We start from the raw sequence: 24848 nt of genomic DNA, 5'->3' as shown, positions 1-24848 counted from the left end.
CATATTAGATAAATATTTAATATTTTGGGAATTGGGAATTGGGAATTGGGAATTGGGAATTGGGAATTGGGAATTGGGAATTGGGAATTGGGAATTGGGAATTGGGAAGATGAGTTTTTCCCTCTGCCTTTTTATCAATGCCCAATGCCCTATTGTCAAGAGTCTGGCAATTGCGGGGGTTCTGCATTAAACCATTTTTGATAAATTTGCTTGTAAGTACCGTTGGATAACAAAGTCCCTATAGCTTTGTTAATTGTATCCAGATGGGGGGAGTCTTTTGGTGTGGCAATCCCGTAGTATTCTTCGGTAAGCAAATCGGCAACAACTCTGATGCCTTTGAGGTTGCCGTTTTTTATCGCATACAGAGTTGCAAAAGCATCACTAATTACAGCATCAACATTGCCATTGAGTAAATCTTGGAAAAATTCTGGCCCAGAATTAAAAGTACTAATTTTGGCGTTGGGGATGGTTTTGGCAAAATCTGCGCCAGTAGAACCAATTTGGACAGCGATTTTTTTACCTCTGAGACTATTGAAATCTTGAATATTTTGGTTGTCTTCGCGGACAGAAATGGCTAGTCCGGCTTTAAAATAAGGTCGTGAAAAAGCAATTGTTTTCAGGCGTTCGGCGGTAATGGTGATTCCACTAATTGCTGCATCGACTCTTTTAGCTTGCAAAGTCGAGATCATGCCATCAAAGGGCAGACTTTCAAACTGGACTGCAAAACCTGCTACTTTAGCGATCGCATTCATCAAATCAATATCAAAGCCTTCCAAGTCCCCGCTAGCTTTTTGGATTTCAAAGGGGACAAAGGTGGGATCTGTCGCCACCCTAAGAGTTATGGCATCTGGGTTATTGGTGGGATAGAAACTTTTACAGGCAATAATCAGTAGCAGACAGCCTAAGCTGAGAATTAGCTGCTGCCACTTTATGTTAATTAATTTCACTGTAGTAATTCCGTTCTATCGGTCAATATTCACGATACTTGTCATGATGTTATAAGAAAGAATACATCCGTTAGCAGTGAAAATTTACTATAAATTCTGGGCGACTAATGAAAGTTTAAGACCCTCGTCTTGTGAAAAGTTTAGACCGGAGGAAGCTTCTAATCTGACTTTTCGTTAATTACTTACTTGTGTTTTCTGTATTTTGACTTCCAATTTTTAACTACTTATGGTTTCCACAACCCCTGCTTATCGAATTACTGATTTGTTCGCTGAACGAGCAAAAAACCTCGCACCACCTACTTACGGTACAGAGTTAAGCAAAGTTGTCACTGTCAGCTTTGCCTACGGTTTAGCCGATCCAATTCTTTTTCCTCACACTGAATTGGCTGCTGCAAGTGCCGTTGTGCTGGCAGAAGAGGCTCCGATCGCTCTCAATTACGGCCCACCTTCTGCTCAACTGTATGAGCAAATTATCCTCCGCTTGCAGGCTAAAGGAATCGCTGCCGATCGCGATCGCTTAATCATTGGCTACGGTTCTGGTCAGATTCTCGGTTTGCTACCAGATGTGTTTGTGGAACCTGGTGATGTAGTAATTGTGGAAGGGCCAACTTTTTTAGGAGTAGTTGCCAGATTTGTCCACGCTGGCGCACGCATAATTACTATTCCTGTGGATGAGTTGGGGATGGATGTAGATGCCCTAGAAGTCACATTGAACGATTTAAAGAAAAAGGGCATCCGACCCCGATTTATTTATACTATTCCTACCTTTCATAATCCTACGGGCGCTACTATGCCCTTATTTCGTCGCCAAAAGCTGGTAGCATTAGCGGCTGAGTATGGCGTTCTCGTAGTGGAAGACGATGCTTATAGCGATTTGCGCTTCCGTGGAGAAACTATGCCCCCACTGGCAAGTCTTGACCAAGATGGGTGGGTATTATATGTAAGTACCTTCTCGAAAATTATTGCGCCTGGTATCAGGTTAGGATGGGCTTGTGGCGATCCAGCAATTATTGAGCGGTTGGCAATGTTCAAAAGTGAGGGGCCTGTGGGGCCATTTGTCAGCCATGTTGTTGCTCGTTATTGTGCCACAGGGAAACTAGAGAATCACACTCAGGAGCTAATCGCCTGTTACAAGCATAAGTGCAATTTGTTGTTAGAAGCGATCGCTCAAGAGTTCCCCAGTGATGTAGTTGCCTTGCGTCCCGATGGCGGCTTTTTTGTTTGGTGTAAATTGCCACCAGATATCAGCGCTAAAGAACTCCTTATGGCTGCCAATGAACACGGTATAAGTTTTCTGCCAGGAACTCGCTGTTACACCAATGGACAAGGGGATGATGCTATGAGGTTAGCTTTTAGCTTTCAGCCTACACAGAAGATTGTTGAGGGAATCGCTACATTAGGAGCGGTGTTGCGCGGATTGCGGTAATTCGTAATTCGTAATTTACCTCGTTTTCAATATCAGACGGAAAATGCTTTTTAGGAGATTAACGCCTCCCAATAACTCTTGTGGGGTGGGCATCTTGCCCGCCCTCTATATGCAAATTAAATGTGGTAGAACTTACCTAAAAACGAGATTTCAGCAGATTTTAAATTTTGTAAATATTTAAAAAATTTGTTCTAAGCGTTGGAAATCGCGCTGCACTTCATACCAAAGACTTTTATTATGGGGGTCTGTTTTCAAAGCTTTTTTGAGATAAATTCTGGCTTTGAGCAGTTGGTTTTCAGAAATTAATGCCCGTCCCCAAATTTGATAAGCGATCGCTTGCCATTGTCGAACTTCTGCATCTGTTGACAAACGATCTGCCAAAGCTTCTACCAGTGCGATCGCTTGCGGAAATCGTTTCTCTTGCAAAAATCTCTGTAATTGCTCATAAGTCTTCCACTTCAGCCGTTCTTCTATTTCCAACAGATTAGGCGGCTTTGGTTTCCCTGGTTGTTGGTTTACCACCGTTGTGACTGGTGTTTTCTGTCGCTGCGTTGCCTTAGCGTCATTACTCCCAGTTGACACCTGACTTGAATGTGCAATAGTTTCCTCTGGCAGTACTACTGTCAGCAGGAGTTTGTAAGCCTCTGTCAAGGCAATAAACTTATCTTTGGCTTTGTTGTCATCTGGGTTGATATCGGGATGATATTGCTGCGCTAATCGTCGGTAAGACGCTTTGATGTCAGCAAAAGAAGCTCCCGATCTTAAACCTAGCAAACGGTAGCAATCTCCAAGATCCATCTTGAGCTATGAGCTATCGAATATTTAGCTATCGGCTATTATCTGTCTATTATCAGCTTTAAGCCTGGATTATTAATGATAAAGGCTAATTTTATATTTTAAAGTTCAATGTTGACTATTTGTTTATAAAAGGGCATTGGGCATTGGGCATTGGGCATTGGGCATTGGGCATTGGGCATTGGGCATTGGGCATTGGGCATTGGGCATTGGGCATTGGGAAAAGACTTACTGTAACTTCTCCTCATCTCCCTCATCTCCTTACTCCCTACTCCCTACTCCCTACTCCCTGCCCCCTGCTTCCCTACTCCCCTGGTACTATAGAAGTTCTTTCTTCAATCACACGGTCAATTAAACCGTATTCTTTCGCCTCTTCAGCAGACATGAAAAAGTCACGATCCATATCTTTTTCAATTTTTGCTATGGTCTGACCTGTTTTATCGGCATAAATGCCATTAAGCTGGTGACGAATCCGCAGAATTTCTCTAGCTTCAATTTCGATATCGGTTGCTTGTCCACGGGTTCCACCTGAAGGCTGGTGAATCATAATCCGGGAATGAGGCAATGCTAGGCGTTTACCTTTGGTGCCAGCAGCCAATAGGAAAGACCCCATTGAAGCAGCTAAACCTACGCAAATAGTTACCACATCTGATTTGATATGTTGCATGGTGTCAAAAATAGCCATGCCGGATGTAACCATTCCACCGGGTGAATTGATGTATAAATAAATATCTTTACCTGGATCGTCGGAGTCCAGATACAGCATTACAGCAATAATTTGATTGGCAATTTCATCATCAATATCTCGCCCCAAGAATATAATCCGTTCCCGGTAAAGGCGATCGTAAATGCTAATCCAATCTGTATATTGTCCTCCGGGCATCCGGTAAGGAACTTTAGGAACGCCTATAGGCATAATTTACTCCGTTCTTAATAATTTGGGGCGGTATGAGAGCTAGAAATAGCTCATAACTCCTGATACAGAAGCGATTCATCGCGTCTCTACTCAGCACTCAGCACTCACTAAAGGACACTGGCTGGAAGTGGAGGATTTGCGAGTTCTTCTTTTTCAAAAACTCGGTCAATTAGCCCGTATTCCTTCGCTTCGTAGGGTGTTAGATATAACAACCGATCCATGTCTTTAATAATCTTTTCTGGGGGCTGTCCTGTGGTGCGATGTAGAATATCAACTAACGCGCCTTTGTTTACCAAAACTTCCCTTGCCCGAATTTGAATATCCGTTGCTTGACCTTGGGCGTAGCTTTTGGGCTGATGCAGGATAATCGAAGAGTGAGGCAAACTAGCGCGGCAACCTTTTGTACCAGCGCTGAGAAGCATGGCTGCCATACCCATTGCGGAACCGACGCAAATGGTGTGGATAGGAGGCTTGATATATTTCATGGTGTCAAAGATGGCGAAAGCTTCGGTTTCAAAGCCAATGGGTTCGCCACTGTAACCGGATGTGCCGGTGGAGTTGATATAGATTTTAATGGGCTTTTCTGGATCGTCGGACTGCAAAAATAGCAATTCGGCCACAATTAATTCTGTGACAGCAGGCACCAGTGGCATCCCAATATAGACTATTCGCTCCTTCAATAAGAGGGAAGGTAAATCTGGCGGTGGTGTCCGGTAAGAGCTATCGCCGTAGTATGGGGCTTGAACAGCCTTGATTGGGGAAATGTCCATAGCAACTGATCGCCTGAAAGTATGCCGTTAACTGTAATACATCCTAGCGCGATGTACGATTACCTCAAGGTGCGGATTTCTCCCTAATGCTTCAGGTAGCTTCGCATCTGCCAATGCTTGGCTTGTAAGATATTCTGATTATTATATTGGATAAGTTTTCCGTAGAGCTAAAGTGGTGCTTTGAAGTTATTTATTAATATGTATATCCTGAATAGGGACTTTGAGTTATGAAGGTTAGTTTGCAGCCTGCCTTGAATGATGGTAATTTGGACGCGAATCAACTGAATAGTCAGCGTCAGTTGGGAATTTCGATTTCAGCGATCGCAGAAACTCAAGACCGGAATGTGCCACTTAATCTATGCTTGATTCTGGATCATAGTGGTTCCATGAATGGGCGATCGCTAGAAACGGTGAAAAAAGCAGCGAATCGTCTGGTAGACAGACTCAATCCTAGCGATCGCCTCAGTGTTGTAGTTTTCGATCACCGCGCCAAAGTCTTAGTACCTAGTCAAAGTGTCGAAGATCCAGAAAAAATCAAAAATCAAATCAACCGCCTAGCCGCAGATGGTGGAACTTCAATTGATGAAGGATTGCGTTTAGGTATTGAGGAATTGGCGAAGGGAAAAAAAGATACTGTTTCCCAAGCCTTCTTATTAACCGACGGGGAAAATGAACATGGTGATAACAATCGCTGTTTGAAATTTGCCCAATTAGCTGCTAGCTATAATTTGACTTTGAACACTCTGGGATTTGGTGACAATTGGAATCAAGATGTTTTAGAAAAAATTGCTGATGCTGGTTTGGGTACTTTATCTTACATTCAAAAACCAGAAGAGGCTGTGGATGAGTTTAATCGCCTGTTCAGCCGCATTCAAACAGTGGGATTGACTAATGCTTATCTGTTATTCTCCCTAATACCCAATGTCAGATTAGCCGAACTCAAACCTGTTGCTCAAGTTTCCCCAGACACAATCGAGTTACCACTGCAACAAGAAACTGATGGACGCTTCGCTGTGCGGTTGGGAGATTTAATGAAAGATGCGGAACGAGTTATTTTAGCTAATATTTATTTGGGACAATTGCCAGCAGGTGAACAAGCGATCGCTAATGTGCAAGTCCGGTACGACGATCCAGCCGCTAACAAGGTAGGTTTAGTTACACCAAATATCCCCGTTTATGCCCATGTGGTGAGAAACTACCAAGCAGATCCGAATCCCCAGGTGCAACATTCTATTTTAGCATTAGCTAAGTATCGCCAAACCCAGTTAGCCGAGACGAAATTGCAGCAAGGCGATCGCAGTGGTGCAGCGACAATGTTACAAACGGCTGCTAAAACTGCTCTGCAAATGGGAGATACTGGCGCGGCGACGGTGTTACAAACTTCTGCCACCCAGCTACAATCTGGTGGAGATTTATCGGAAAGCGATCGCAAGAAAACTAGAATGGTCTCCAAAACAGTTTTGCAAGATACTCCTCCCCAGTAAACTCAGGTTTAGATGAAAGTTAAATTGCTATCGGCGTTAAATGACAATAATGTTGATGTGGCTCAAACAAGTAGCCAACGTCAACTAGCAATAACGATTTTTGCGATTGCTGGCGAGTTTGACCAAAATCTGCCCCTTAACCTCTGCTTGATTCTAGATAGAAGCGGTTCTATGCACGGACAACCGATTAAAACGGTGATTCAGGCAGTGGAAGGATTAATAGATCGGTTAAAAGTTGGCGATCGCATCTCAGTTGTGGCTTTTTCTGGTTCTGCGGAAGTCATTATCCCCAACCAAGTCATCGAAGACCCCGAAAGCATCAAATCTCAAATAAAAAGCAAACTGACTGCTAGCGGCGGTACAGCGATCGCTGAAGGTTTGGAACTGGGAATTACAGAACTGATGAAAGGCACAAGAGGCGCTGTTTCCCAGGCGTTTCTGCTGACAGATGGGCATGGTGAAAGCGGTTTGCGAATTTGGAAGTGGGATATTGGGCGAGATGACAATAAGCGGTGCGTAAAACTAGCGCAAAAGGCTGCCAAGCTGAACCTAACTATCAACACTTTCGGATTTGGTAATAGCTGGAATCAGGATTTGTTAGAAAAAATTGCCGATGTCGGTGGTGGGACTTTAGCTCATATTGAACATCCTGAAGAAGCTTTAGAGCAATTTAGCCGACTGTTTGGACGGATTGAGTCCATTGGGCTAACTAATGCCTACTTGCTGTTATCTCTAGTGCCTAATGTCCGATTAGCAGAATTAAAACCCATTGCCCAAGTTGCCCCAGATACAATCGAGTTACCAGTGGAAGCAGAAGCTGATGGTGTCTTTGCTGTGCGTTTGGGAGATTTGATGCAGGATGTAGAACGGGTAGTTTTGGCGAACATTTATCTGGGACAATTGCCAGAAGGGAAACAAGCGATCGGGCATTTGCAAATTCGTTATGATGACCCGTTAATTAATGAAGAAGGCTTACTTTCGCCTCTTGTGCCAGTGTATGCAGATGTGGTGCGATCGTATCAACCGGATTCTAATCCCCAGGTACAGCAGTCTATTTTGGCATTAGCAAAGTATCGCCAAACCCAATTAGCCGAGGCGAAATTGCTACAAGGCGATCGCACTGGTGCAGCTACCATGCTACAAACAGCCGCCAAAACTGCTTTACAAATCGGAGATAAAGGTGCAGCGACAGTATTACAAACTTCCGCCACCCGCTTGCAAGCTGGCGAAGAACTTTCTGAAGCTGACCTCAAGAAAACTAGAATTGTATCAAAGACGATTTTACAGGAATAGTAAAAATCCAGCTTAAGGTAATGGATGGTTGAGATGGACAAGTATGATTCATATCCGTTTTAGTGACAACAATTATGGCGGTGAGATTGATCTGTCAGGTACACCGGGAGATTTGAGAAGCATTCGCCAATCGATTATTAAATTGCTTCAAGCTCAGGATGTGCAAGTTTGTATTCCTGCCAATGAAGTTAAGCCAGCACCTTATGATTCTTGTTTAAATTCGTTGGTCATTCGTAAGAGTGATTGTTCTGTCAAAGTTATGGTTGCTGGCAGTTCTTTAAAGATTGAAGGAACACCAGAAAAACTGAAAGTATTTGCAGACTGGTTTAATTTTGGCGATAGTACAGAATCAGGATATCATAACCACTTTGACTACTACGAAGGAAATGAGTGGGTTGATCCTGCCTCAGTTTCATTAATAATCTCGTGTAAATACAGAGGTACAAAATGACAATTAAAGAACAGATTACCCAAGAACTAGAAAAATTACCTGAACCGCTATTACAGGAAATTTTAGACTTTGTTCAGTTGTTACAAACCAAACATCAACAAATCGGTATATCTGCAAATAACCAACCAGAGCAACCATTTATAGCAGAGCATACTTTAACAGGTTCCACTGCCGAAGATTTATTAGATTTTGTGGGAACTTGGTCAGGTTCGGACATTAAAGAATGCCTACAACTGGTTCATTCTAGTCGTATGCCACTAGAATTTTAATCATGTATCTACTTGATACTAATCACTGTTCCTTCTTGATGGAAGGTGTACCAAGTGTCGCCAATCACTTGCGATCGCTTGGTCAAGTACAATTAGCAACTAGTGTCATTGTTGCAGGAGAGCTACGCTTTATGGCACAAAATTCAGAGCAAAAAGCCGCTAATTTAATCAAAATAAATGCGTTTTTGCGACGAATTAACCTATATGGAATCGACAAAGAAACAACAGAAATTTACGGTGATTTTAAATCAGAAATTATTAAGCAATTTGGCCCAAAAGAAAAAAGTAAACGTAGAACAACTAAATTAGCTACCATTGGCATTAGTGAAAATGACCTCTGGATAGCTGCGACAGCTTTACGTCACTCGTTGATTGTCGTTTCATGTGATAGTGACTTTGAGCGAATGCAACAAGTACGAGAATTTCTTTGGGAAAGTTGGGTTTAAAGCAAGGAACAAGAAATAGGACTTCTGCCACTAAAATATAAAAATTATTCACGAGCGTTGTAGTTATGGGTAATGAAGTTGAACTACTTGAACAGTGGCGAGAACTCACATCCCAAAAGCAACAAAAAGTTTTGGAGTTTGTTGAACTACTTAAATCTGAGTCAGAAATAACACCCCCCGAATCTGATTTTGTGTCACAAACACCCTTAGCCAAAAAATTATGGTCGATCCGACAACGAGCGATCGCTGCTGGATTGCAACTTCGTAAACGTTGACGAAATTCTGTTCACGGCTGTCATTTAAACGAGAATTTTATGCTTCCAGAATTTCAGAGATTTTTTTAAACCCCAGTTATATACAAATCTTCTCAAGTAAGTTATTATTCTTCTGATGATTTGATAGTAATTATAACTAATAAGGTTATCCATGCTTTTTCCCTTCTTGATTATGTTCAGAGAGGGCGTTGAAGCTGCACTTGTCGTGGGCATCATTGCCAGTTATCTCAAGCAGACTGGGCGTACCCATTTGATGAAGTCAGTGTGGGTTGGCATCGCACTAGCGACTTTTGTTTGTCTAGTTACTGCAATTATCTTGCAAATGACCAGTCAGGATTTTCCCCAACAAGAACAAGAATTATTTGCAGCAGTAATTTCTATCGTCGCAGTTGGGGTTCTCACCTGGATGGTTTTTTGGATGCGCCGTGCTGCTCGTTCTATGAAAGGCGAGTTGCAGTCTCAAATTGAAACAGCTATTCAGTCAGGGGATAAATGGGGTACAGCACTGGTGGGGATGGCATTTTTTGCTGTGCTGCGAGAAGGTTTAGAAACAGTAGTGTTTCTGCTGGCAACATTCCAGCAAAATTTAGGACTTCAAGCCCCAATGGGAGCATTGTTTGGATATGCAGCCGCAGTCGCTGTCGGTGTAGGCATTTATCAAGGTGGTATCCGCATCAATCTGAAGCGATTTTTTAAATGGACAGGAGCCTTTATTATCCTGGTTGCTGCTGGACTCTTAGCAAGTGGGGTGAGAGCTTTCCATGAAGCTGGAGTGTGGAATTTACTGCAATCAGTGGTATTCGATGCTAGTGGGGTAATTCCTAATAATGGATTTATAGGTTCACTTTTGGCGGGATTTTTTGGATATAACGATGCCCCGACAGTGAGCGAGGCGATCGCCTATTGTGGCTATCTAATTCCTACCATGTTGCTGTTCTTCTTGGGGGATAACGCTGGACAGAAGCCTACAGCAAGGCATTCGTAATTCGTAACGGTTTTAGATATTTCAACTAGTGGTTTATTTTGGCCTTGCTGTAGTAGCTAGTTCAATAATTTTTAGGAAGATATAACAATGAAAAAATTTTTAAAGCGCTCAACAATCATCTGTCTGATTGCCTTGACAGTAGCTGCGTGTGAATCGAATAAATCAAATGATACTTTGGGAAGTAATTCTCCAGAAGCGAAAGTAGCTAGTGATACTTCTACTAACAATTCTGCCGAAACAGCTTTGACTGTAACAGATAAAGGTTGCGAACCTAATCAGCTGACACTGAAATCTGGACAAAACAGCTTTGTAATTACCAACAAAAGCAGTCAACCTTTGGAGTGGGAAATTTTATCTGGGGTAAAAGTCATTGAGGAACGGGAAAATATTGCTCCCGGTTTCGTTCAAAAACTCAAGACGAATCTAGAAGCAGGTGAGTATGACATGGCTTGCGGTTTACGTAGCAATCCCAAAGGAAAAATCACAGTGAAGGCAGGAGTTGGAGATTCTCAAGCCAAAGGGACTATAGATCAAGGTAAATTAGTCGGTGCGATCGCAGAATACAAAGTCTACGTTACCAAAGAAACTGACCAGTTGGTGGCAGATAACAAGACTTTCACAGATGCCGTAATTGCTGGCGACCTTGCTAAGGCTCAGAAACTCTATGCCTCTACCCATGTTCATTGGGAACGCGCAGAACCGATAGCGGAATTGTTCTCCGACCTCGATAAAACGATGGATTCTCGTGCCGATGACTTTGCTAAAAAAGAGGCTGACCCGCAATTCACTGGATACCATCGCCTAGAGAAAGCTTTATTCCAGGACAAAACGACAAAAGGCATGAAACCTTTTGCCGAAAAGCTACAGAAAGATGGATTGGAATTACAAAAGCGCATTGCTACCCTGACCATTGAACCGAAAAACATGGTTGGCGGTGCTGCTGGTTTGATTGAAGAAGTGGCTGCTACCAAAATTTCTGGGGAAGAAGACCGTTACAGCCATACTGACCTATGGGACTTTAGCGCTAACGTCGAGGGTTCCCAAAAGATAGTGGAGTTATTGCGCCCCGTTATCCAAAAAGCTAACCCCGATTTACTAGCGCGTGTGGATGCTAACTTTACCAAAGTTAATCAAGGACTTGGAAAATACAAAACCCCTGATGGTGGTTTTGCTACCTACGACAAAGTGAGTGAAACAGATAAGAAAGAGATGAAAACAGCGATCGCTGCTCTTTCTGAAGATTTGTCTCAACTGCGCGGCACTTTAGGCGTTAATTAAATTTTTGCATAATTTCTAGAAGAGTAAACTATGTCTAGTTCGGAACCACCAAGTTTACGGATTACTCCGCGAATCAGCCGTCGTGACTTGCTCATTGGCATGGCAGCAGCAGGTGGAGTAGCAGCTTTGACCAGTTTGGGTTATCGCACTCTTTCGGAAAGTGCTGAAGACCCATCAGAAGAGACTGTGCCATTTTTTGGTATTCACCAAGCAGGTATTATTACCCCTGTGCCGGCTTCTGCCCTGATGGTTGCATTTGACACAACAGCTAAAACCAAAGCGGATTTAGTGCGATTGTTTCAAACCTTGAGCGATCGCATTCAGTTTCTCATGGCAGGGGGAACACCCAAGCTACGCGACCCCAAATTTCCACCCAATGATTCGGGAATTCTTGGGTCTGTAGTGGTTCCCGATAACCTCACCATCACCCTAGCAGTGGGTGACTCGCTTTTCGATAACCGTTTTGGACTTGGCAACTTGAAACCCAAGCGGTTAAACACCATGCCAGGTTTTTCCAATGACCAACTCGACCCGGATTTGTGTCATGGGGATATACTGCTGCAATTTTGTGCCAACACAGAAGAGGCGAATATCCACGCTTTGCGGGATATTATCAAGAATCTGCCTGACTTGCTAACTCTGCGTTGGCAAATAGAGGGATTTCTACCGCCCAATACTCATAAAAAGCTTGGCAAAACCACAGTGCGAAATCTACTTGGTTTTAAAGATGGCACAGCAAATCTAGATGCTAGCGATGATAAATTGATTAACCGCCTTGTCTGGGTAAAGCCAAACAACGGCGAACCGGCTTGGACAGCAGGGGGAAGCTATCAAGTAGTTCGGGTAATTCGTAACTTAGTCGAACGCTGGGATCGGACACCACTACAGGAGCAACAGACAATTATTGGACGCAGTAAGGATTCTGGCGCACCCTTGGGGATGAACCACGAGAAAGATATTCCCAATTATGCTCAAGATCCGAAAGGTCAACAAATTCCCCTAGATGCTCATATCCGCCTTGCTAATCCCCGAAAATCAGAGTTAGGTTTGATTCTGCGGCGTGGTTTCAACTATTCACGCGGCTTTGACAAAGCCGGACATTTAGATATGGGTTTGTTGTTTGTCTGTTTTCAGGCTGATTTAGAAAAGGGGTTTGTGACAGTGCAAAATCGCTTAAGTGGGGAACCTTTGGAGGAGTATATTCGCCCTATTGGTGGTGGATATTTCTTTGCCTTACCTGGTGTCAAAGCTGAAGGAGGTTATCTTGGTCAGTCATTACTAGAAGCTTAATTTTTAATTTTTTGACGGTGGTTAGCAGCTTGCAATAACAGAGATTCGGCAAAAGCGATCGCATCACTTGCTGATTTACCACCAGCTAATTGTGCTAATTCTTCCCGGCGTGTGGTTAAATTATCCAAGCTAGTAACTCGCACAACAGTACGCTGTTCAGCGTTGCCATTGTTGGCTTTTTTACCTTTGCCTTGATTAATAGTTTGCTTATCCACCCGGAAATGGCGATCGGCCATTGCTGCAACTAAAGGCTGGTGGGTAACACACAATACTTGGTTGCGTTGACTTAGCTGGTGTAATTTTTCCGCGATCGCTTGGGCGACTCTTCCCGAAACACCGACATCAATTTCATCAAATACCATCGTCCCAGCCACATCAACCTGAGAAAAACAAGCTTTCAGCGCCAGTAAAAAGCGGCTCATTTCCCCACCAGAAGCAACTTCTGTCAAAGGTTGCAGTGGTTCTCCAGGATTGGAACTAAATGTAAAAGTAATTTTATCTGCTCCCATAGCAGTGGGGAAAGTTGGTAATATCTCAACTAGAAACTTCACCTTTTCCATCGCTAGGGGCTTGAGTTCAGCTATCAAACGAGATTCTAAATTAGCAGCCGCCTTACTCCGCAGTTGACTTAACTGATTAGTTGCTTGAGTGAGTTTTTCTAAACATGCCTTTTCTTGCTGTTCTAGATTTTCAATCGATTGTTCGCTATTGTTAAGTTCGCCTAACTCCCCTTGGATACGTTGGTAATAAGCGATCGCTTCGGTAAGCGTCGGCCCATACTTGCGACAAATTTGCTTTAATTCCTGAATTCGTTCTTCTACCTCTTCCAATCGCTGTGGATCGGCTTCCAAACCATCCCCATAAGCATTAATTTGTCTTCCCACTTCCATTACCGCAGCTTGCGCGTCTCGCACCAATTCCAACAAGTGTTGTAGTTGGGTATCGTACTCCACCATGTCATTTAATATCGCTTCACTGTCTCCCAACAAATCTGCCGCCGCAGGAGTTTCACGATCGTTTTGATACAAAGCCTCATAAACCTTGTAACTCATCTGTTGCAAATCGACGACATGATTCAGGCGTTCCCGTTCTTGTCCCAACTGTTCCAATTCATTAGCTTCGCACAGATTGGCAGCTCCCAATTCCTGTACTTGATAAGCAAGTAAATCTAGTTGTTGTAACCGTTCCCGTTCTGATGTCCGGCGTTTTTGTAGCGCTAAATGCGCCTGTTGGTAAGTAGTGAAATTCGTGGCGACTTTATGGCGCTGCTGCATTAGAGAGTCGCCGCCATATAAATCCAACCAGTCGCGGACTTGGGCAGATTGTCCAACTTGTACAGTTTGACCTTGGGCTGTGATTTCCACCAAGCGATCGCGCATTCCTCCCATAATCTGCCGATTTACCAACACACCATTTACCCGCGATCGACTGCGGATATTACTACCAGTGGCTGTGATTTCTCGGCTAATGACTACGGAATTTTCATCAAGCAAATCTATTTCTTGTTCAATCAACCAAGCAGCTAGGGGAGCATTTGAGGTGAAAGTAGCTTCTACCATCGCCCGACTTGTCCCCGTGCGAATGACTCGACTAGAGACTTTACCGCCCAAAGCGGCATCAATAGCATCCAAGATAATCGATTTTCCAGCGCCGGTTTCACCTGTCAGCACATTTAATCCCGCGCCAAATTCCAATTCTAGTTGGTCAATTAAGGCAAAGTTTTCAATTCGCAGGCAAAGCAACATCAAGCCAAATTCTCCATAAGGACAGATGCCGGATACTTCTAATTTACAGGACAATAAGTATAATTTTTCAGCAACTAGCAATACCTAATACTATTGAACTAGTATGCCCGTTTAAGTGTAGCAAACCTTTGCAAAATGGGGACTGGGGACTGGGGACTGAAGAATGAGGAACATGGGTAAGAGTTCTATTGATTATCGCTCAATGCCCAATGCCCAATTCCCAATTCCCAATTCGTAAAGATATTGTTACAATACTTAATGTGATCGTTCTGACTGGTGGCCTTCTTCATGATTGTTAAGACACTTCCCCCTAGTTCCCGACCGATTCAGGAAGACAGTCGCAACGGCACTAATAGCCGAGGCGAACTGGACGTTATAGATATAGTGGCAGAAGAAAATGGTACATCAAGTTTAGTTGTACGTTCGCCAAGACTGTTAGCTGCCCAAAAGGTGAGGACAGCTGCTCAACCGGAGACGCTTTACGATCCTGTGAGCATAGCGGCGCATTACCAAAATAGACCCCTGCAAGTTTTACGGCGGATTTTCGCCGTGTTGGGGCCGACTTTCTCCTTTGTTTTTGGGTTGTGGTCGGATAATAAACGGGGAATTGTCGTCAAAAACGATCGCCGCAGAGCCACTCAACTACGAGAATTGCTAACTAAACTGGGGCCTGCTTATATCAAAATTGGACAAGCTTTGTCCACCAGACCAGATTTAGTTCCTACCGTATATCTAGAAGAATTAACTAAGCTACAAGACCAATTACCACCTTTTCCCAACGAACTTGCTTACCAGTTTATCCAGGAAGAATTAGGCGCACCTCCAGAAGAGGTTTATGCTGAACTCTCAGCCCAGCCAATTGCTGCGGCTTCCTTGGGACAAGTATATAAAGGCAAGCTAAAAACAGGTGAAGAAGTCGCCGTAAAAGTCCAACGCCCGGACTTAAGAGAGCGGATCGCTATTGACTTATATATCTTACGTAACCTTGCCGCCTGGGTACAGAAAAAAGTCAAACGGGTAAGAAGTGACTTAGTTGGGATTCTTGATGAATTAGGCGATCGCATCTTTGAAGAGATGGACTATATTCATGAGGGTGAAAACGCCGAAAGATTTTTTGAATTATACGGTCATATAAAAGACATTTACGTACCGAAAATTTATTGGGAATATACCAATCGTCGCGTTTTGACGATGGAATGGATTAACGGTATTAAATTAACCCAGACAGCAGAAATTACCGCCCAAGGCATAGATGCTCGTTATCTAATTGAAGTGGGTGTTCAATGTTCTTTGCGCCAGTTGCTAGAACATGGATTTTTCCACGCCGATCCCCACCCTGGTAATTTATTAGCAACACCAGATGGCAAATTAGCTTATCTTGACTTCGGAATGATGAGCGAAATTAAGCCACTACAGCGTTATGGTTTAATTGAAGCGATCGTCCATGTTGTCAATCGGGACTTTGAAGGGTTAGCAAAAGACTACGTTAAATTAGACTTTTTATCACCAGAAACCGATTTAACACCGATTATCCCAGCTTTTGCCAGAGTCTTTGCTGATGCCCAAGGAGCTAGTGTTGCCGACCTTAACATTAAAAGCATCACCGATGAACTATCGTCTTTGATGTATGAGTATCCTTTCCGCGTACCGCCTTACTACGCCTTAATTATTCGTTCCCTCGTTACCCTCGAAGGGATTGCAATATTTATAGATCCCAACTTTAAAGTCCTGAGCGAAGCTTATCCTTACGTTTCAAAACGCCTGTTAACAGACCAAGCACCGCAATTAAGAGCATCATTGCAAGATTTGCTATTTAAAGATGGGAGATTTCGCTGGAATCGGTTAGAGAACTTGTTACTTAATGCGCGTAACAGTCAAGACTACGATTTCAACTTAGTGCTGAATCAGGGGATAGAATTTCTGTCATCTGAACGTGGTGCTTTTATTCGTGACAAGCTAGTAGATGAATCTGTTAATGGAATTGATGCTTTAAGTAAAAATGTTTTGCATAACTTTACCTCGTTGTTACGAGAACGTGTTGGATTGACAGCAGTTAATGAAACTCCAGCAGCGACAGTTGAGCAACAACAAACTCTAGAGCATATCAAACGTATATTAGGTATTCTGCAAGAAACACAAGGCTTTGATCCAATACAATTTGCGCCCAAACTTGCCCAATTATTGGTCAATTCAGATGTACAACGTTTAGGTCAACAAATTGCCAGCCGCTTCACCCAAAAAGCTGTAGCTAGGTTGATTCGGCAATTATTGGCATCTTAGTTAAGAGTTATGAGTTAAAAACTTCCTTTAACTCATAACTCATTAAGATTAGGAACTATGTAACCCAACTCTTCCAGCTTTTCTAAAACCTTGGCTGCACTTTGGAGAACGCTTTCTTGGTTAGTCTTACATTCGACTTCAGGACGGAGTGGTATTTCATAAGGAGCGTCAAGTCGCTTCGCTCCAATTAAAAATTAAAAATTATTAATTAAAAAAGGTAGTCTAACTTTTGCGAAATAACCTAACAAAAGAGCTTTCAATACTTCTTAAGGAAACGTACTTTTAACTTTCCTCTTGGGGATAATCATTTTTCTCGCGTTTGAGGCTTTCTTCTAAGGCTTGAATTTGTTCACGACGAGCTTCCAATTCTAAAGAACGTCGCGCTAAGTCTTGATTTTGTAACGTCAGGGATTGTCGCCAATGTTCTGCTCGCTCGGCTTCGTACTGCAAAAATTCTGGGGTAATGCCAATGGTGAGGTAGTTTTCTACTAAATGGAGTACCCAGTTGGTAGCGTCTTCTATTCTTTCAATGTCGCCAGTAGGAGAAAGTTCTACTAAAACAAGCAAGTTCTCATTGATAATTTTTCCCTTTCCTAATAAAATGAAAGCCTCTTCTGGAATTATCGCCCACAAGTTATCAGCTTCTTGACGCGCTAATAAGCGTAACTGGTACTGGTCTAAAAAATCGTTTTTACGCGCCTGGGCTAGATATAGCATGAGGGTCGCTTCGCTCCAATTCAAAATTCAAAATTCAAAAAAAATAACTGCCCGAATTGATATTTGGATTTTGTTAATTGGTAATGGGTAATTGGGAATTATTGACACTCCATTACCCATTACAGTTATCCTAAGCTACGCAGGCGATCGCTACAACAATGCCTTAAGGCGATCGCGCAAAATTTCCGCTTGTTTCTGTGCCTCCGCTAAAGAGTCCCGCGCTGCTTGCACTACATCAGCAGGTGCTTGTTCAACAAACTTAGCATTGCTTAATCTACCATGTAGCCCGCTAATTTCTGCTTCTACCTTGTTCAGGCGTTTTTGTAGTTTGGCACTAACTGCTTCGACATCTACCACACCAGCCAGGGGAATTAGGACTTGGACTGTACCAATCACACCAGCGATCGCATTTTCTGGTTCTTGTGGTTGTTCTAATTCTCTCTGTGGGAAAAAGCGTCCCCATAGCCTAAGTCTTGCTTTAGCAGTGAGTAAATTTTGGCTAACAAACCAAGCTGTGTAACCAAAACCCACCATTTCAAAGAAAGTTCCGATGATGGGAATATCATCAATGGCATTTCCCACAGCTAACCCCAATCTACCAAAGACAATGGCGGCGATAATTAAGCCGATTGTCTTCAAGCCCCTTTGAGGTTTTTTAACAGCAACAGTTTGACTTTTTTCCTTGTCAGTAATAGTTAAAGTCTCAACTTTAGCCAAATCTTTAATATAAGACTGTCCAGCAGTGAGAATTTCTCGCTCCTTCTGGCTTTCAGTTTGCAAATTCGCTGTTACTTTCACCCCTGGCTTAATATCCGCTTCAGCCCGCAAATTCCGAATTGTGCGGATAGTAGCAATCAGCAATTCAAACTGTTCTTCTAAAGCTAGATCGATCAAGCTTGCATCTATCTGGGGATATAGTTGCAATGGTAAAGTTTGCGGTGAATCTGGCGGTTGTTGGGTGAGAGTTTGCCAAATTTCCTCGGTAATATGAGGCATGAAGGGATGAAGCAGTTTCATAATCCCTTCTAGTATGTAGCCAAGGGTTTGCTGTGCTACCCGCCGCGATTCTGGATCGGCATCTGCTTGCAATCTGGATTTTGCTAGTTCAATATACTGATCGCAGAAATCACCCCAGAAGAATTCGTAGAGTCCTTTTGCTGCTTCCCCTAAACCATAATTATCGATGTAATTGGTGGTTTGTTTGACAACTTGATGATACCGCGAGATGATCCAGCGATCGCTCAATTCGGTAGCAACTGGGTTCCCTAATTGTTGCGGCGTTTGTCCATCCAAATTCATCATCACAAATCGGGCAGCATTCCACAACTTATTTGCAAAATTGCGTGATGCCTCTACAGATGCTGATTCATCCTTTTTGCGATCGTATTCCAAACGGATATCTTGTCCCGCACCTGCCACTTCCCTAATTAGGGTATAGCGCAGGGCATCAGTACCATATTTGTCAATCAGTAATAATGGATCAATGCCATTACCTTTGCTCTTTGACATCTTCTGACCTTTTTCATCCAGCACCAAACCGTGTATGTAAACCGTTTGGAAAGGCATTTGCTGCGTAAAATGCCCCGCCATCATCGTCATTCTGGCTACCCAGAAAAAGATGATGTCAAAGCCTGTTACCAAAGTGGTAGTTGGGTAATAAGTTGCGAAATCTTGAGTTTGTTCCGGCCAGCCTAAAGTTGAAAATGGCCAGAGTCCAGAAGAAAACCAAGTATCTAGAACATCTGGGTCTTGTTCTAACTTGACATTTTCACCAAATTGTAATTTAGCTTTCTCCCAAGCTTCAGTTTCCGATTTCGCCACCACAAAGGGAGTGTTATCGGTAATTTGTCCACCCGTTTCACTGATGGCGTACCAAGCCGGAATTTGGTGTCCCCACCATAATTGGCGAGAAATACACCAATCTTTGAGTTTTACTAGCCAATCACGATAGACCTTAGTCCAGCGTTGGGGGACGAACTCAGGGGAAGTTTGTTGGTCGAGGAATTCGAGAGTGTTGTCAGCTAAGGGGCGAATTTTGACGAACCATTGAGTTGAGAGCAGGGGTTCAATAGGTACTTTACCGCGATCGCTGTAGGGAACAGTATGTTTATAATCTTCTATCTTCACCAAAAAGCCATCTGCTTCTAAGCGAGAAACCACATTTTTTCTAGCAACAAAGCGGTCTTGTCCTTGAAACTCCCCAGCATTAGCGTTGAGAGTGCCGTCTTTGTTCATAATATTGATTAACGGCAGATTGTGACGCTTACCCATGTCAAAATCGTTCGGGTCATGGGCGGGAGTCACCTTTACGCAACCTGTGCCGAAAGTTGGGTCAACAAATTCATCGCCAATGATGGGAATCTCTCGTTGTAGAATTGGCAGAGTTAGAGTTTTGCCAATGAGATGTTTGTAGCGATCGTCATTGGGATTAACTGCTACTGCTGTATCGCCCAGCATCGTTTCTGGTCGAGTTGTCGCCACCTCCACAAAACCGGAACCATCGGTGAGAGGATAACGGAAGTGCCAGAGATTTCCATTCACCTCTTGATTTTCTACCTCCACATCAGACACAGCCGACTGAGAAGCGGGACACCAGTTAACTAAATATTCACCACGATAAATTAAGCCTTCTTCGTAAAGACGAGTAAATGCCTCCACAACAGCTTTAGATAAACCCTCATCCAGAGTAAACCTTTCCCGTGACCAGTCTACCGAGACACCCAAGCGTCGTAGCTGATTCAGAATCGTTCCCTCAGACTCCGCCTTCCATTGCCAAGCGCGTTCTAGGAACTTCTCGCGCCCCAATTCGTAGCGAGTTTTACCCTCTGTTTTGAGTTGCTTTTCCAGCATGGAATGCACAGCAATGCTGGCGTGGTCTGTTCCGGGTAGCCATAGGGTATTGCGTCCCTGCATCCGGTGGTAGCGCACGAGGGTATCAATCAAGGAACTTTCAAAGGCGTGACCCATGTGTAAGCTGCCGGTGACATTCGGGGGTGGGATGACGATGCAGTAGGGTTCGCCGCCTTTGTTGGGGTCAGCTTTGTAAATTTGGTTGTCTTCCCAGAATTTTTGCCACTTGGCTTCGGTGGAGAAGGGGTCGTAAAGACTGGGGAGATTGGGAATGGTTGCGGTCATGCTGGGCAAACTAAGGAAGGACTTTTATAAATTTTGCCACAGGGTTGGGGAGGGATTGATGGAAACGAACCGCCAAGACGCCAAGGACGCCAAGAGAAGGGAGCCAAGTGAGGAGGTGGATAGATTAGTTTATGCTGTGATTGGGGCGGCGATTGAGGTGCATAAGGTGTTGGGGCCAGGGTTTTTGGAGGAGGTGTATAAGGAAGCGTTGATTATAGAATTGTTCAGGTGCGGGATACCTCATCTGGTTGAGAAGTCGGTAACAGTAAATTACAAAGGACATGAAGTAGGTAAGGGTAGATTGGACTTTCTGGTTGCCAATTGTCTAATTGTGGAATTAAAAGCTGTCCAAAATTTAGCCCCAATCCACGAAGCTCAAGTCCTCTCCTACCTTAAAATGACTAATTACCCCCTAGCTCTCCTCATCAACTTTAACGTCCCCCTCCTCAAAGACGGCATCAAACGCATCATCCTCTCTTCTTAATCTTCTCTTGGCGCACTTGGCGTCTTGGCGGTTCGTTCCCAAAATCCCATGAAACACCAAACAACCTCCCCTTGGACATTCATCCCCACCCTATATTTCACCTCCGGCATCCCTTACGTCATTATCAACACAGTTTCCGTAATCTTCTACAAAAAACTCGGAATCGATAACGCGCAAATTGCCCTTTGGACAAGCTTCCTCTATCTACCTTGGGTCATCAAAATGTTTTGGGCCCCAATTGTCGATACTTACTCTAGCAAACGCAAATGGATACTTTATACCCAATTTGCCATGTTCGCTTGTCTAGGTTTAATAGCCTTCTCCTTACAACTGCCAAATTTCTTTTTCATCTCCCTAGCAGCATTAACAATAGGAGCATTTATTTCTGCAACTTATGACATTGCCACAGATGGCTTCTATCTCCTCGCCTTATCTCCAGAACAACAAGCTTTTTTTGTCGGTATTCGTTCACTTTGTTATAGACTTGCCGTAATCTTTGGCTCTGGAATCTTAGTAGTTTTAGCAGGTCAGCTTGAAGTATCTCTCAACAACATTCCTTTAAGCTGGACTATAGCTATTGGCTTCTCAGCTTTAATTTTAGCAATCTTGTTTATTTCCCATCGCCTAATTTTACCATTACCGGAATCAGATAACCAACGGCAAATACAAGCTAGAGAAAATCTACCCTTTTGGTCAATTATTAGCTCATATTTTGCTCAGGATAAAATTATCAGTATTTTAGCATTTATCTTGTTATACAGACTTGGCGAAGCGATGCTTGTCAAAATAGCCTCTTTATTTTTATTGGATAAACCAGAAGTAGGAGGCTTAGGGTTATCAACGTCAGATGTTGGATTAGTCTACGGGACGTTTGGGGTAATTTCCCTGATTTGTGGAGGAATTTTAGGAGGCTTGCTAATCTCTAAATATGGATTAAAAAAGTGTCTATTTCCTATGGCTTTGGCGTTAAATTTGCCTGATATATTTTATGTGTATCTGGCTTACAATAAACCTTCGTTGACATTAATATATCCCTTGGTTTCCTTGGAGCAATTTGGCTATGGTTTTGGATTTACAGCTTTTAGTGTTTATTTAATGTATATCTGCCAAGGCGAATATAAAACTTCTCATTTTGCTATCTCTACTGGTATTATGGCTTTAGGAATGATGCTACCAGGTTTAATTAGCGGTTATCTGCAAAAAGCACTTGGTTATCCATTATTTTTTGTCTTGGTCTGCTTGCTTACAATTCCTGGAATGATTGCTATCTTTTTCATACCTTTAAAAGAAGAACCGAAGCGTCAAAATAATTAATCTTATTACAGATAATGGTCTATGTCTTAGGAATAGATGGCGGCGGCAGCAAGACTGTTTGTGTCTTGATGGATGATTTACATCAAGTGCTAGGTCGTGGTGAAGCTGGTTCATCTAACTATCAGAGTATAGGAATAGAAGCCACTTTACAATCTATTCAATCAGCAATTTACAACGCGGTTGAAGCAGCAATAATTACAAATAATGTGAAGATTGGGGCGATATGCCTCGGTTTAGCAGGTGTAGGACGTGCAGCAGATATCAAAGTAGTAAAAAGTTTGGTACAAGAGTTGCAGAATAACAAATCTCTTCCTATTATCTGGGCATTACAGCCAGTGAATATTGTAATTTGTAATGATGCTTTAATTGCTTTAGTTGGTGGAATTGGTCAGCCTGTAGGAATTGTGGTTGCAGCCGGCACTGGTTCGATAATTTTCGGACGAAATCATCAGGGAGATACCAAGCGAGTCGGTGGCTGGGGTTATATTTTAGGGGATGAAGGTAGCGCTTATAAAATTGCGATCGCAGCCATGAACGCAGCATTAAAATCTTATGATGGCCGGGAAATATCAACGAGTTTGCTAGAGGATTTCAAACAGCATCTTGATTTGGAGAGTATAGAAGATTTAATAGAAGTAATATATCGCCGAGGATGGGGGGTTAAAAAAATCGCTGCTTTAGCACCAATTGTAGATTTGGCAGCAGCATCAGGTGATATAGTAGCGAATAATATAATTGATGATGCTGTAAAAGAGTTGGTGAAAGCTACATCTACAGTAATTGATGCAATTTTTAATGCTGACTCAGTTTTAGAAGTAGTTAGAACAGGAAGTGTGTGGCAGGGTAAATGCAATATCCATGATAGATTTGCAGCATCAATTGTTAAAATTTTTCCTGAAGTAAAGGTGATTTTTCCGAGGTATGAAGCTGCTTACGGTGCTGCTTTGTTAGCGTTGCAGATAACTCAAAATTGACGCGAAGAAAGCAATAATATAAGTTTTCAGTCTGCAAATATCCGCCCTAAGAAAGTTACTATTTCAGACCAAGCTGCGGTGGTAGCACTAGAATCATAACGATAACCGTCGTCGCGCATGAATGTATGTTCTGCTTCATACAAAAAAACTTGGTGAGGTATGTTAGCATTCTCCATTGCTTTTATTAGGGTTTTGCGATCGCTCTCTGGTATGTGAGGATCGAGAGTACCAAACACCATTAGCATCTCACCTTCGATTTCACTTAGCCTCTGGATTGTATCAGCTACCTCTTTACCCAGTTTACCACTGGGAATACCAGTAGGGTAACAGCAGACACAAGCCCCAATTTCGCTTTTAAATGCTGCGCGGAATGCTAAATGTCCACCAATACAAAAGCCGAGAGTGCCTATTTTATCTGGAGAAACCGCACTCTCTCCTTTCAGAAATTCAATCACAGCTAGGCAATCTGCATCATAATCAGCTACGGCGGTTCGACGCGCATCGTCATTACCCCGCATCCTTCCCAGATCGTCCGGCTCAATTACTAAACCAACTGGCTCAATTCGATGAAAAATTTCTGGGGCTGCTACTACATAGCCGTATCCTGCTAAGTAGTTAGCTAGACGAATCATTGCATCACCTAACTGATAAATATCACTGTAGAAGACAATACCAGGGTATTTTCCGGCTGCTTTGGGAGCTGCAACATAAACACGCATTAAGCTGCCATCTACTCTTAACTCAACGTTGCGCTTAGTGATTTGCACTTCTTTGTCTCCGTGTTACGCTTGCTGTCATTAGCTTCTACACTGTAGCGCCGCAGCATCCGGTTACTTTAAACCCACAATTTGGCGTTTTTCTGCCATGATTGCGATCGCTTAATATCCCCAGCTGTTAAGAAACTTCCTAATGTAAAAGTAATTTTTCTGAGGTATGAACCTGCTTATAGTGCTGGTTTATTAGCGTTACAAAGGTTAGCGAGTGAAGCAGAATGGGAAAGCGATCGCATTTTCACAAATTTTTTACGAACCACAGCTTTCTTTTACCATCACCGCGATCGTTTAATATCCCCAGTGAAAGTTTGTCATATTTACCTTAATACACTAAAAATGCATTTCTAGGACTTACGCATTGACAGAAGCAATTAAATATGGGTGTGGATTTTCAGGCATTCAAGTTTGATTTTTTCACCATTAGTCAACGATTGCCTACGGCGGGCTACGCCTACGCTACTGATAATTAAGCTAGTAGCCAATAGCCTGAAACAACGGATTTTCCTGAATACACATGATAGTCATTTTGTACAGTGCGTAAGTCCTAATTTCTTCTCTCTGCGTCCTCTGCGCCTCTGCGGTTCGTTAAAAAAAATAAAAATTTTTCGCCTTAACCCAACCGTATCCCCTCAGAATTCACACCGATAATTAGTAAAGGGGACAGATGACATTCGCTTGCTGCGAAGCACCCATCCCCGAATAGCTGCCCAGATCATGAACCTGGAATCTATAGTCCGGTATCTAATCATCCCAGTATCGTCCGAGATATGTTGATTGTCACTAGGATAGATACTGATTTAC

General features: G+C 43.0%; 25 protein-coding genes. 15 read left to right on the top strand and 10 right to left on the bottom strand.

All coding sequences use genetic code 11. The annotated features are described in order from the left end of the window. Positions 1-16 precede the first annotated feature (16 nt). Together V7K98_RS09920 and V7K98_RS09915 are read right to left on the bottom strand one after the other, a co-directional pair. Positions 17-145 carry a hypothetical protein gene (locus tag V7K98_RS09920; protein WP_335021217.1) on the bottom strand — a complete coding sequence of 43 codons (129 nt, stop codon included), beginning with the start codon at positions 143-145 and terminating at the stop codon, positions 17-19. A gap of 10 nt (positions 146-155) precedes the next feature. Next, positions 156-947 (bottom strand): basic amino acid ABC transporter substrate-binding protein, encoded by a 792-nt coding sequence (locus V7K98_RS09915; protein WP_335021215.1) that lies wholly within the window; start codon positions 945-947, stop codon positions 156-158. Between the two features lie 226 nt (positions 948-1173). On the opposite strand from V7K98_RS09915, the gene V7K98_RS09910 reads away from it, so the two are divergent. After that, positions 1174-2373, top strand: a complete 1200-nt coding sequence (locus tag V7K98_RS09910; protein ID WP_335021213.1) for an aminotransferase-like domain-containing protein — start codon at positions 1174-1176, stop codon at positions 2371-2373. Between the two features lie 177 nt (positions 2374-2550). Here V7K98_RS09910 and V7K98_RS09905 read toward each other — a convergent pair whose 3' ends face one another. The 4 genes from V7K98_RS09905 to V7K98_RS09890 form a co-directional block, all read right to left on the bottom strand. After that, positions 2551-3171 carry a J domain-containing protein gene (locus V7K98_RS09905; RefSeq protein WP_335021211.1) on the bottom strand — a complete coding sequence of 207 codons (621 nt, stop codon included), beginning with the start codon at positions 3169-3171 and terminating at the stop codon, positions 2551-2553. Positions 3172-3269: 98 nt separating this feature from the next. After that, positions 3270-3416, bottom strand: a complete 147-nt coding sequence (locus V7K98_RS09900; RefSeq protein WP_335021209.1) for a hypothetical protein — start codon at positions 3414-3416, stop codon at positions 3270-3272. 56 nt (positions 3417-3472) lie between these two features. Further along, positions 3473-4084, bottom strand: a complete 612-nt coding sequence (locus V7K98_RS09895; RefSeq protein WP_335021207.1) for an ATP-dependent Clp protease proteolytic subunit — start codon at positions 4082-4084, stop codon at positions 3473-3475. 107 nt (positions 4085-4191) lie between these two features. Beyond that, positions 4192-4854 carry an ATP-dependent Clp protease proteolytic subunit gene (locus tag V7K98_RS09890; protein ID WP_334833042.1) on the bottom strand — a complete coding sequence of 221 codons (663 nt, stop codon included), beginning with the start codon at positions 4852-4854 and terminating at the stop codon, positions 4192-4194. A 227-nt stretch (positions 4855-5081) separates the two neighbouring features. Here V7K98_RS09890 and V7K98_RS09885 point away from each other — a divergent pair, with 227 nt between their 5' ends. From V7K98_RS09885 to efeB, 9 genes are all read left to right on the top strand, one after another. Then, entirely contained in the window at positions 5082-6338 is a 1257-nt protein-coding gene (locus V7K98_RS09885) for a vWA domain-containing protein (protein WP_335021205.1), read from the top strand. Positions 6339-6350: 12 nt separating this feature from the next. Continuing rightward, on the top strand, positions 6351-7631 hold the full coding sequence (locus tag V7K98_RS09880; RefSeq protein WP_335021203.1) for a vWA domain-containing protein: 1281 nt from the start codon (positions 6351-6353) through the stop codon (positions 7629-7631). Between the two features lie 43 nt (positions 7632-7674). Next, entirely contained in the window at positions 7675-8082 is a 408-nt protein-coding gene (locus tag V7K98_RS09875; RefSeq protein WP_335021201.1) for an Imm32 family immunity protein, read from the top strand. Further along, entirely contained in the window at positions 8079-8351 is a 273-nt protein-coding gene (locus V7K98_RS09870) for a DUF2281 domain-containing protein (RefSeq protein ID WP_335021199.1), read from the top strand. Before V7K98_RS09875 ends, V7K98_RS09870 begins: the two co-directional genes overlap by 4 nt. 2 nt (positions 8352-8353) lie before the next feature. After that, complete coding sequence (locus V7K98_RS09865; RefSeq protein ID WP_335021197.1) at positions 8354-8797, top strand: type II toxin-antitoxin system VapC family toxin; 444 nt, start codon at positions 8354-8356, stop codon at positions 8795-8797. Between the two features lie 65 nt (positions 8798-8862). Continuing rightward, positions 8863-9072 (top strand): hypothetical protein, encoded by a 210-nt coding sequence (locus V7K98_RS09860; protein ID WP_335021195.1) that lies wholly within the window; start codon positions 8863-8865, stop codon positions 9070-9072. 151 nt (positions 9073-9223) lie between these two features. Beyond that, positions 9224-10057 (top strand): iron uptake transporter permease EfeU, encoded by an 834-nt coding sequence (gene efeU, locus V7K98_RS09855; protein ID WP_335021193.1) that lies wholly within the window; start codon positions 9224-9226, stop codon positions 10055-10057. Between the two features lie 87 nt (positions 10058-10144). Further along, positions 10145-11335, top strand: a complete 1191-nt coding sequence (gene efeO, locus V7K98_RS09850) for an iron uptake system protein EfeO (protein ID WP_335021191.1) — start codon at positions 10145-10147, stop codon at positions 11333-11335. A gap of 30 nt (positions 11336-11365) precedes the next feature. Continuing rightward, complete coding sequence (gene efeB, locus V7K98_RS09845; protein ID WP_335021189.1) at positions 11366-12625, top strand: iron uptake transporter deferrochelatase/peroxidase subunit; 1260 nt, start codon at positions 11366-11368, stop codon at positions 12623-12625. Here the strand turns inward: efeB and recN are convergent. Next, the gene (gene recN, locus V7K98_RS09840; RefSeq protein WP_335021396.1) at positions 12622-14370 is read right to left on the bottom strand and encodes a DNA repair protein RecN; all 1749 of its coding nucleotides are present in this window, start codon (positions 14368-14370) and stop codon (positions 12622-12624) included. The genes efeB and recN overlap by 4 nt on opposite strands. A gap of 288 nt (positions 14371-14658) precedes the next feature. On the opposite strand from recN, the gene V7K98_RS09835 reads away from it, so the two are divergent. Then, positions 14659-16650 (top strand): ABC1 kinase family protein, encoded by a 1992-nt coding sequence (locus tag V7K98_RS09835; RefSeq protein ID WP_335021188.1) that lies wholly within the window; start codon positions 14659-14661, stop codon positions 16648-16650. 282 nt (positions 16651-16932) lie between these two features. On the opposite strand, the gene V7K98_RS09830 is transcribed toward V7K98_RS09835, so the two are convergent. Together V7K98_RS09830 and V7K98_RS09825 are read right to left on the bottom strand one after the other, a co-directional pair. Continuing rightward, a complete protein-coding gene (locus V7K98_RS09830) occupies positions 16933-17367 on the bottom strand; it encodes a hypothetical protein (RefSeq protein WP_335021186.1) in 435 nt (144 codons plus the stop codon). Positions 17368-17517: 150 nt separating this feature from the next. Further along, positions 17518-20502 carry a valine--tRNA ligase gene (locus tag V7K98_RS09825; RefSeq protein ID WP_335021184.1) on the bottom strand — a complete coding sequence of 995 codons (2985 nt, stop codon included), beginning with the start codon at positions 20500-20502 and terminating at the stop codon, positions 17518-17520. 58 nt (positions 20503-20560) lie between these two features. Between V7K98_RS09825 and V7K98_RS09820 the strand changes: the two genes are divergently transcribed. From V7K98_RS09820 to V7K98_RS09810, 3 genes are read left to right on the top strand one after another with little or no spacing between them, the layout of a single operon-like run. After that, positions 20561-20986 (top strand): GxxExxY protein, encoded by a 426-nt coding sequence (locus tag V7K98_RS09820; protein ID WP_335021394.1) that lies wholly within the window; start codon positions 20561-20563, stop codon positions 20984-20986. Positions 20987-21034: 48 nt separating this feature from the next. After that, on the top strand, positions 21035-22300 hold the full coding sequence (locus V7K98_RS09815; RefSeq protein WP_335021182.1) for an AmpG family muropeptide MFS transporter: 1266 nt from the start codon (positions 21035-21037) through the stop codon (positions 22298-22300). A gap of 14 nt (positions 22301-22314) precedes the next feature. Beyond that, complete coding sequence (locus V7K98_RS09810; protein WP_335021180.1) at positions 22315-23274, top strand: N-acetylglucosamine kinase; 960 nt, start codon at positions 22315-22317, stop codon at positions 23272-23274. A gap of 26 nt (positions 23275-23300) precedes the next feature. Here V7K98_RS09810 and V7K98_RS09805 read toward each other — a convergent pair whose 3' ends face one another. Continuing rightward, a complete protein-coding gene (locus tag V7K98_RS09805) occupies positions 23301-24041 on the bottom strand; it encodes a dienelactone hydrolase family protein (RefSeq protein ID WP_335021178.1) in 741 nt (246 codons plus the stop codon). A gap of 81 nt (positions 24042-24122) precedes the next feature. Between V7K98_RS09805 and V7K98_RS09800 the strand changes: the two genes are divergently transcribed. Beyond that, positions 24123-24395, top strand: a complete 273-nt coding sequence (locus V7K98_RS09800) for a hypothetical protein (RefSeq protein ID WP_335021176.1) — start codon at positions 24123-24125, stop codon at positions 24393-24395. The last annotated feature ends 453 nt before the right edge of the window (positions 24396-24848 follow it).

The organism is Nostoc sp. (assembly GCF_036917435.1).
Lineage (GTDB): Bacteria > Cyanobacteriota > Cyanobacteriia > Cyanobacteriales > Nostocaceae > Nostoc.
The sequence above is the reverse complement of the archived record's forward strand: the minus strand, read 5'-3'. Positions and strand labels throughout refer to the sequence as shown.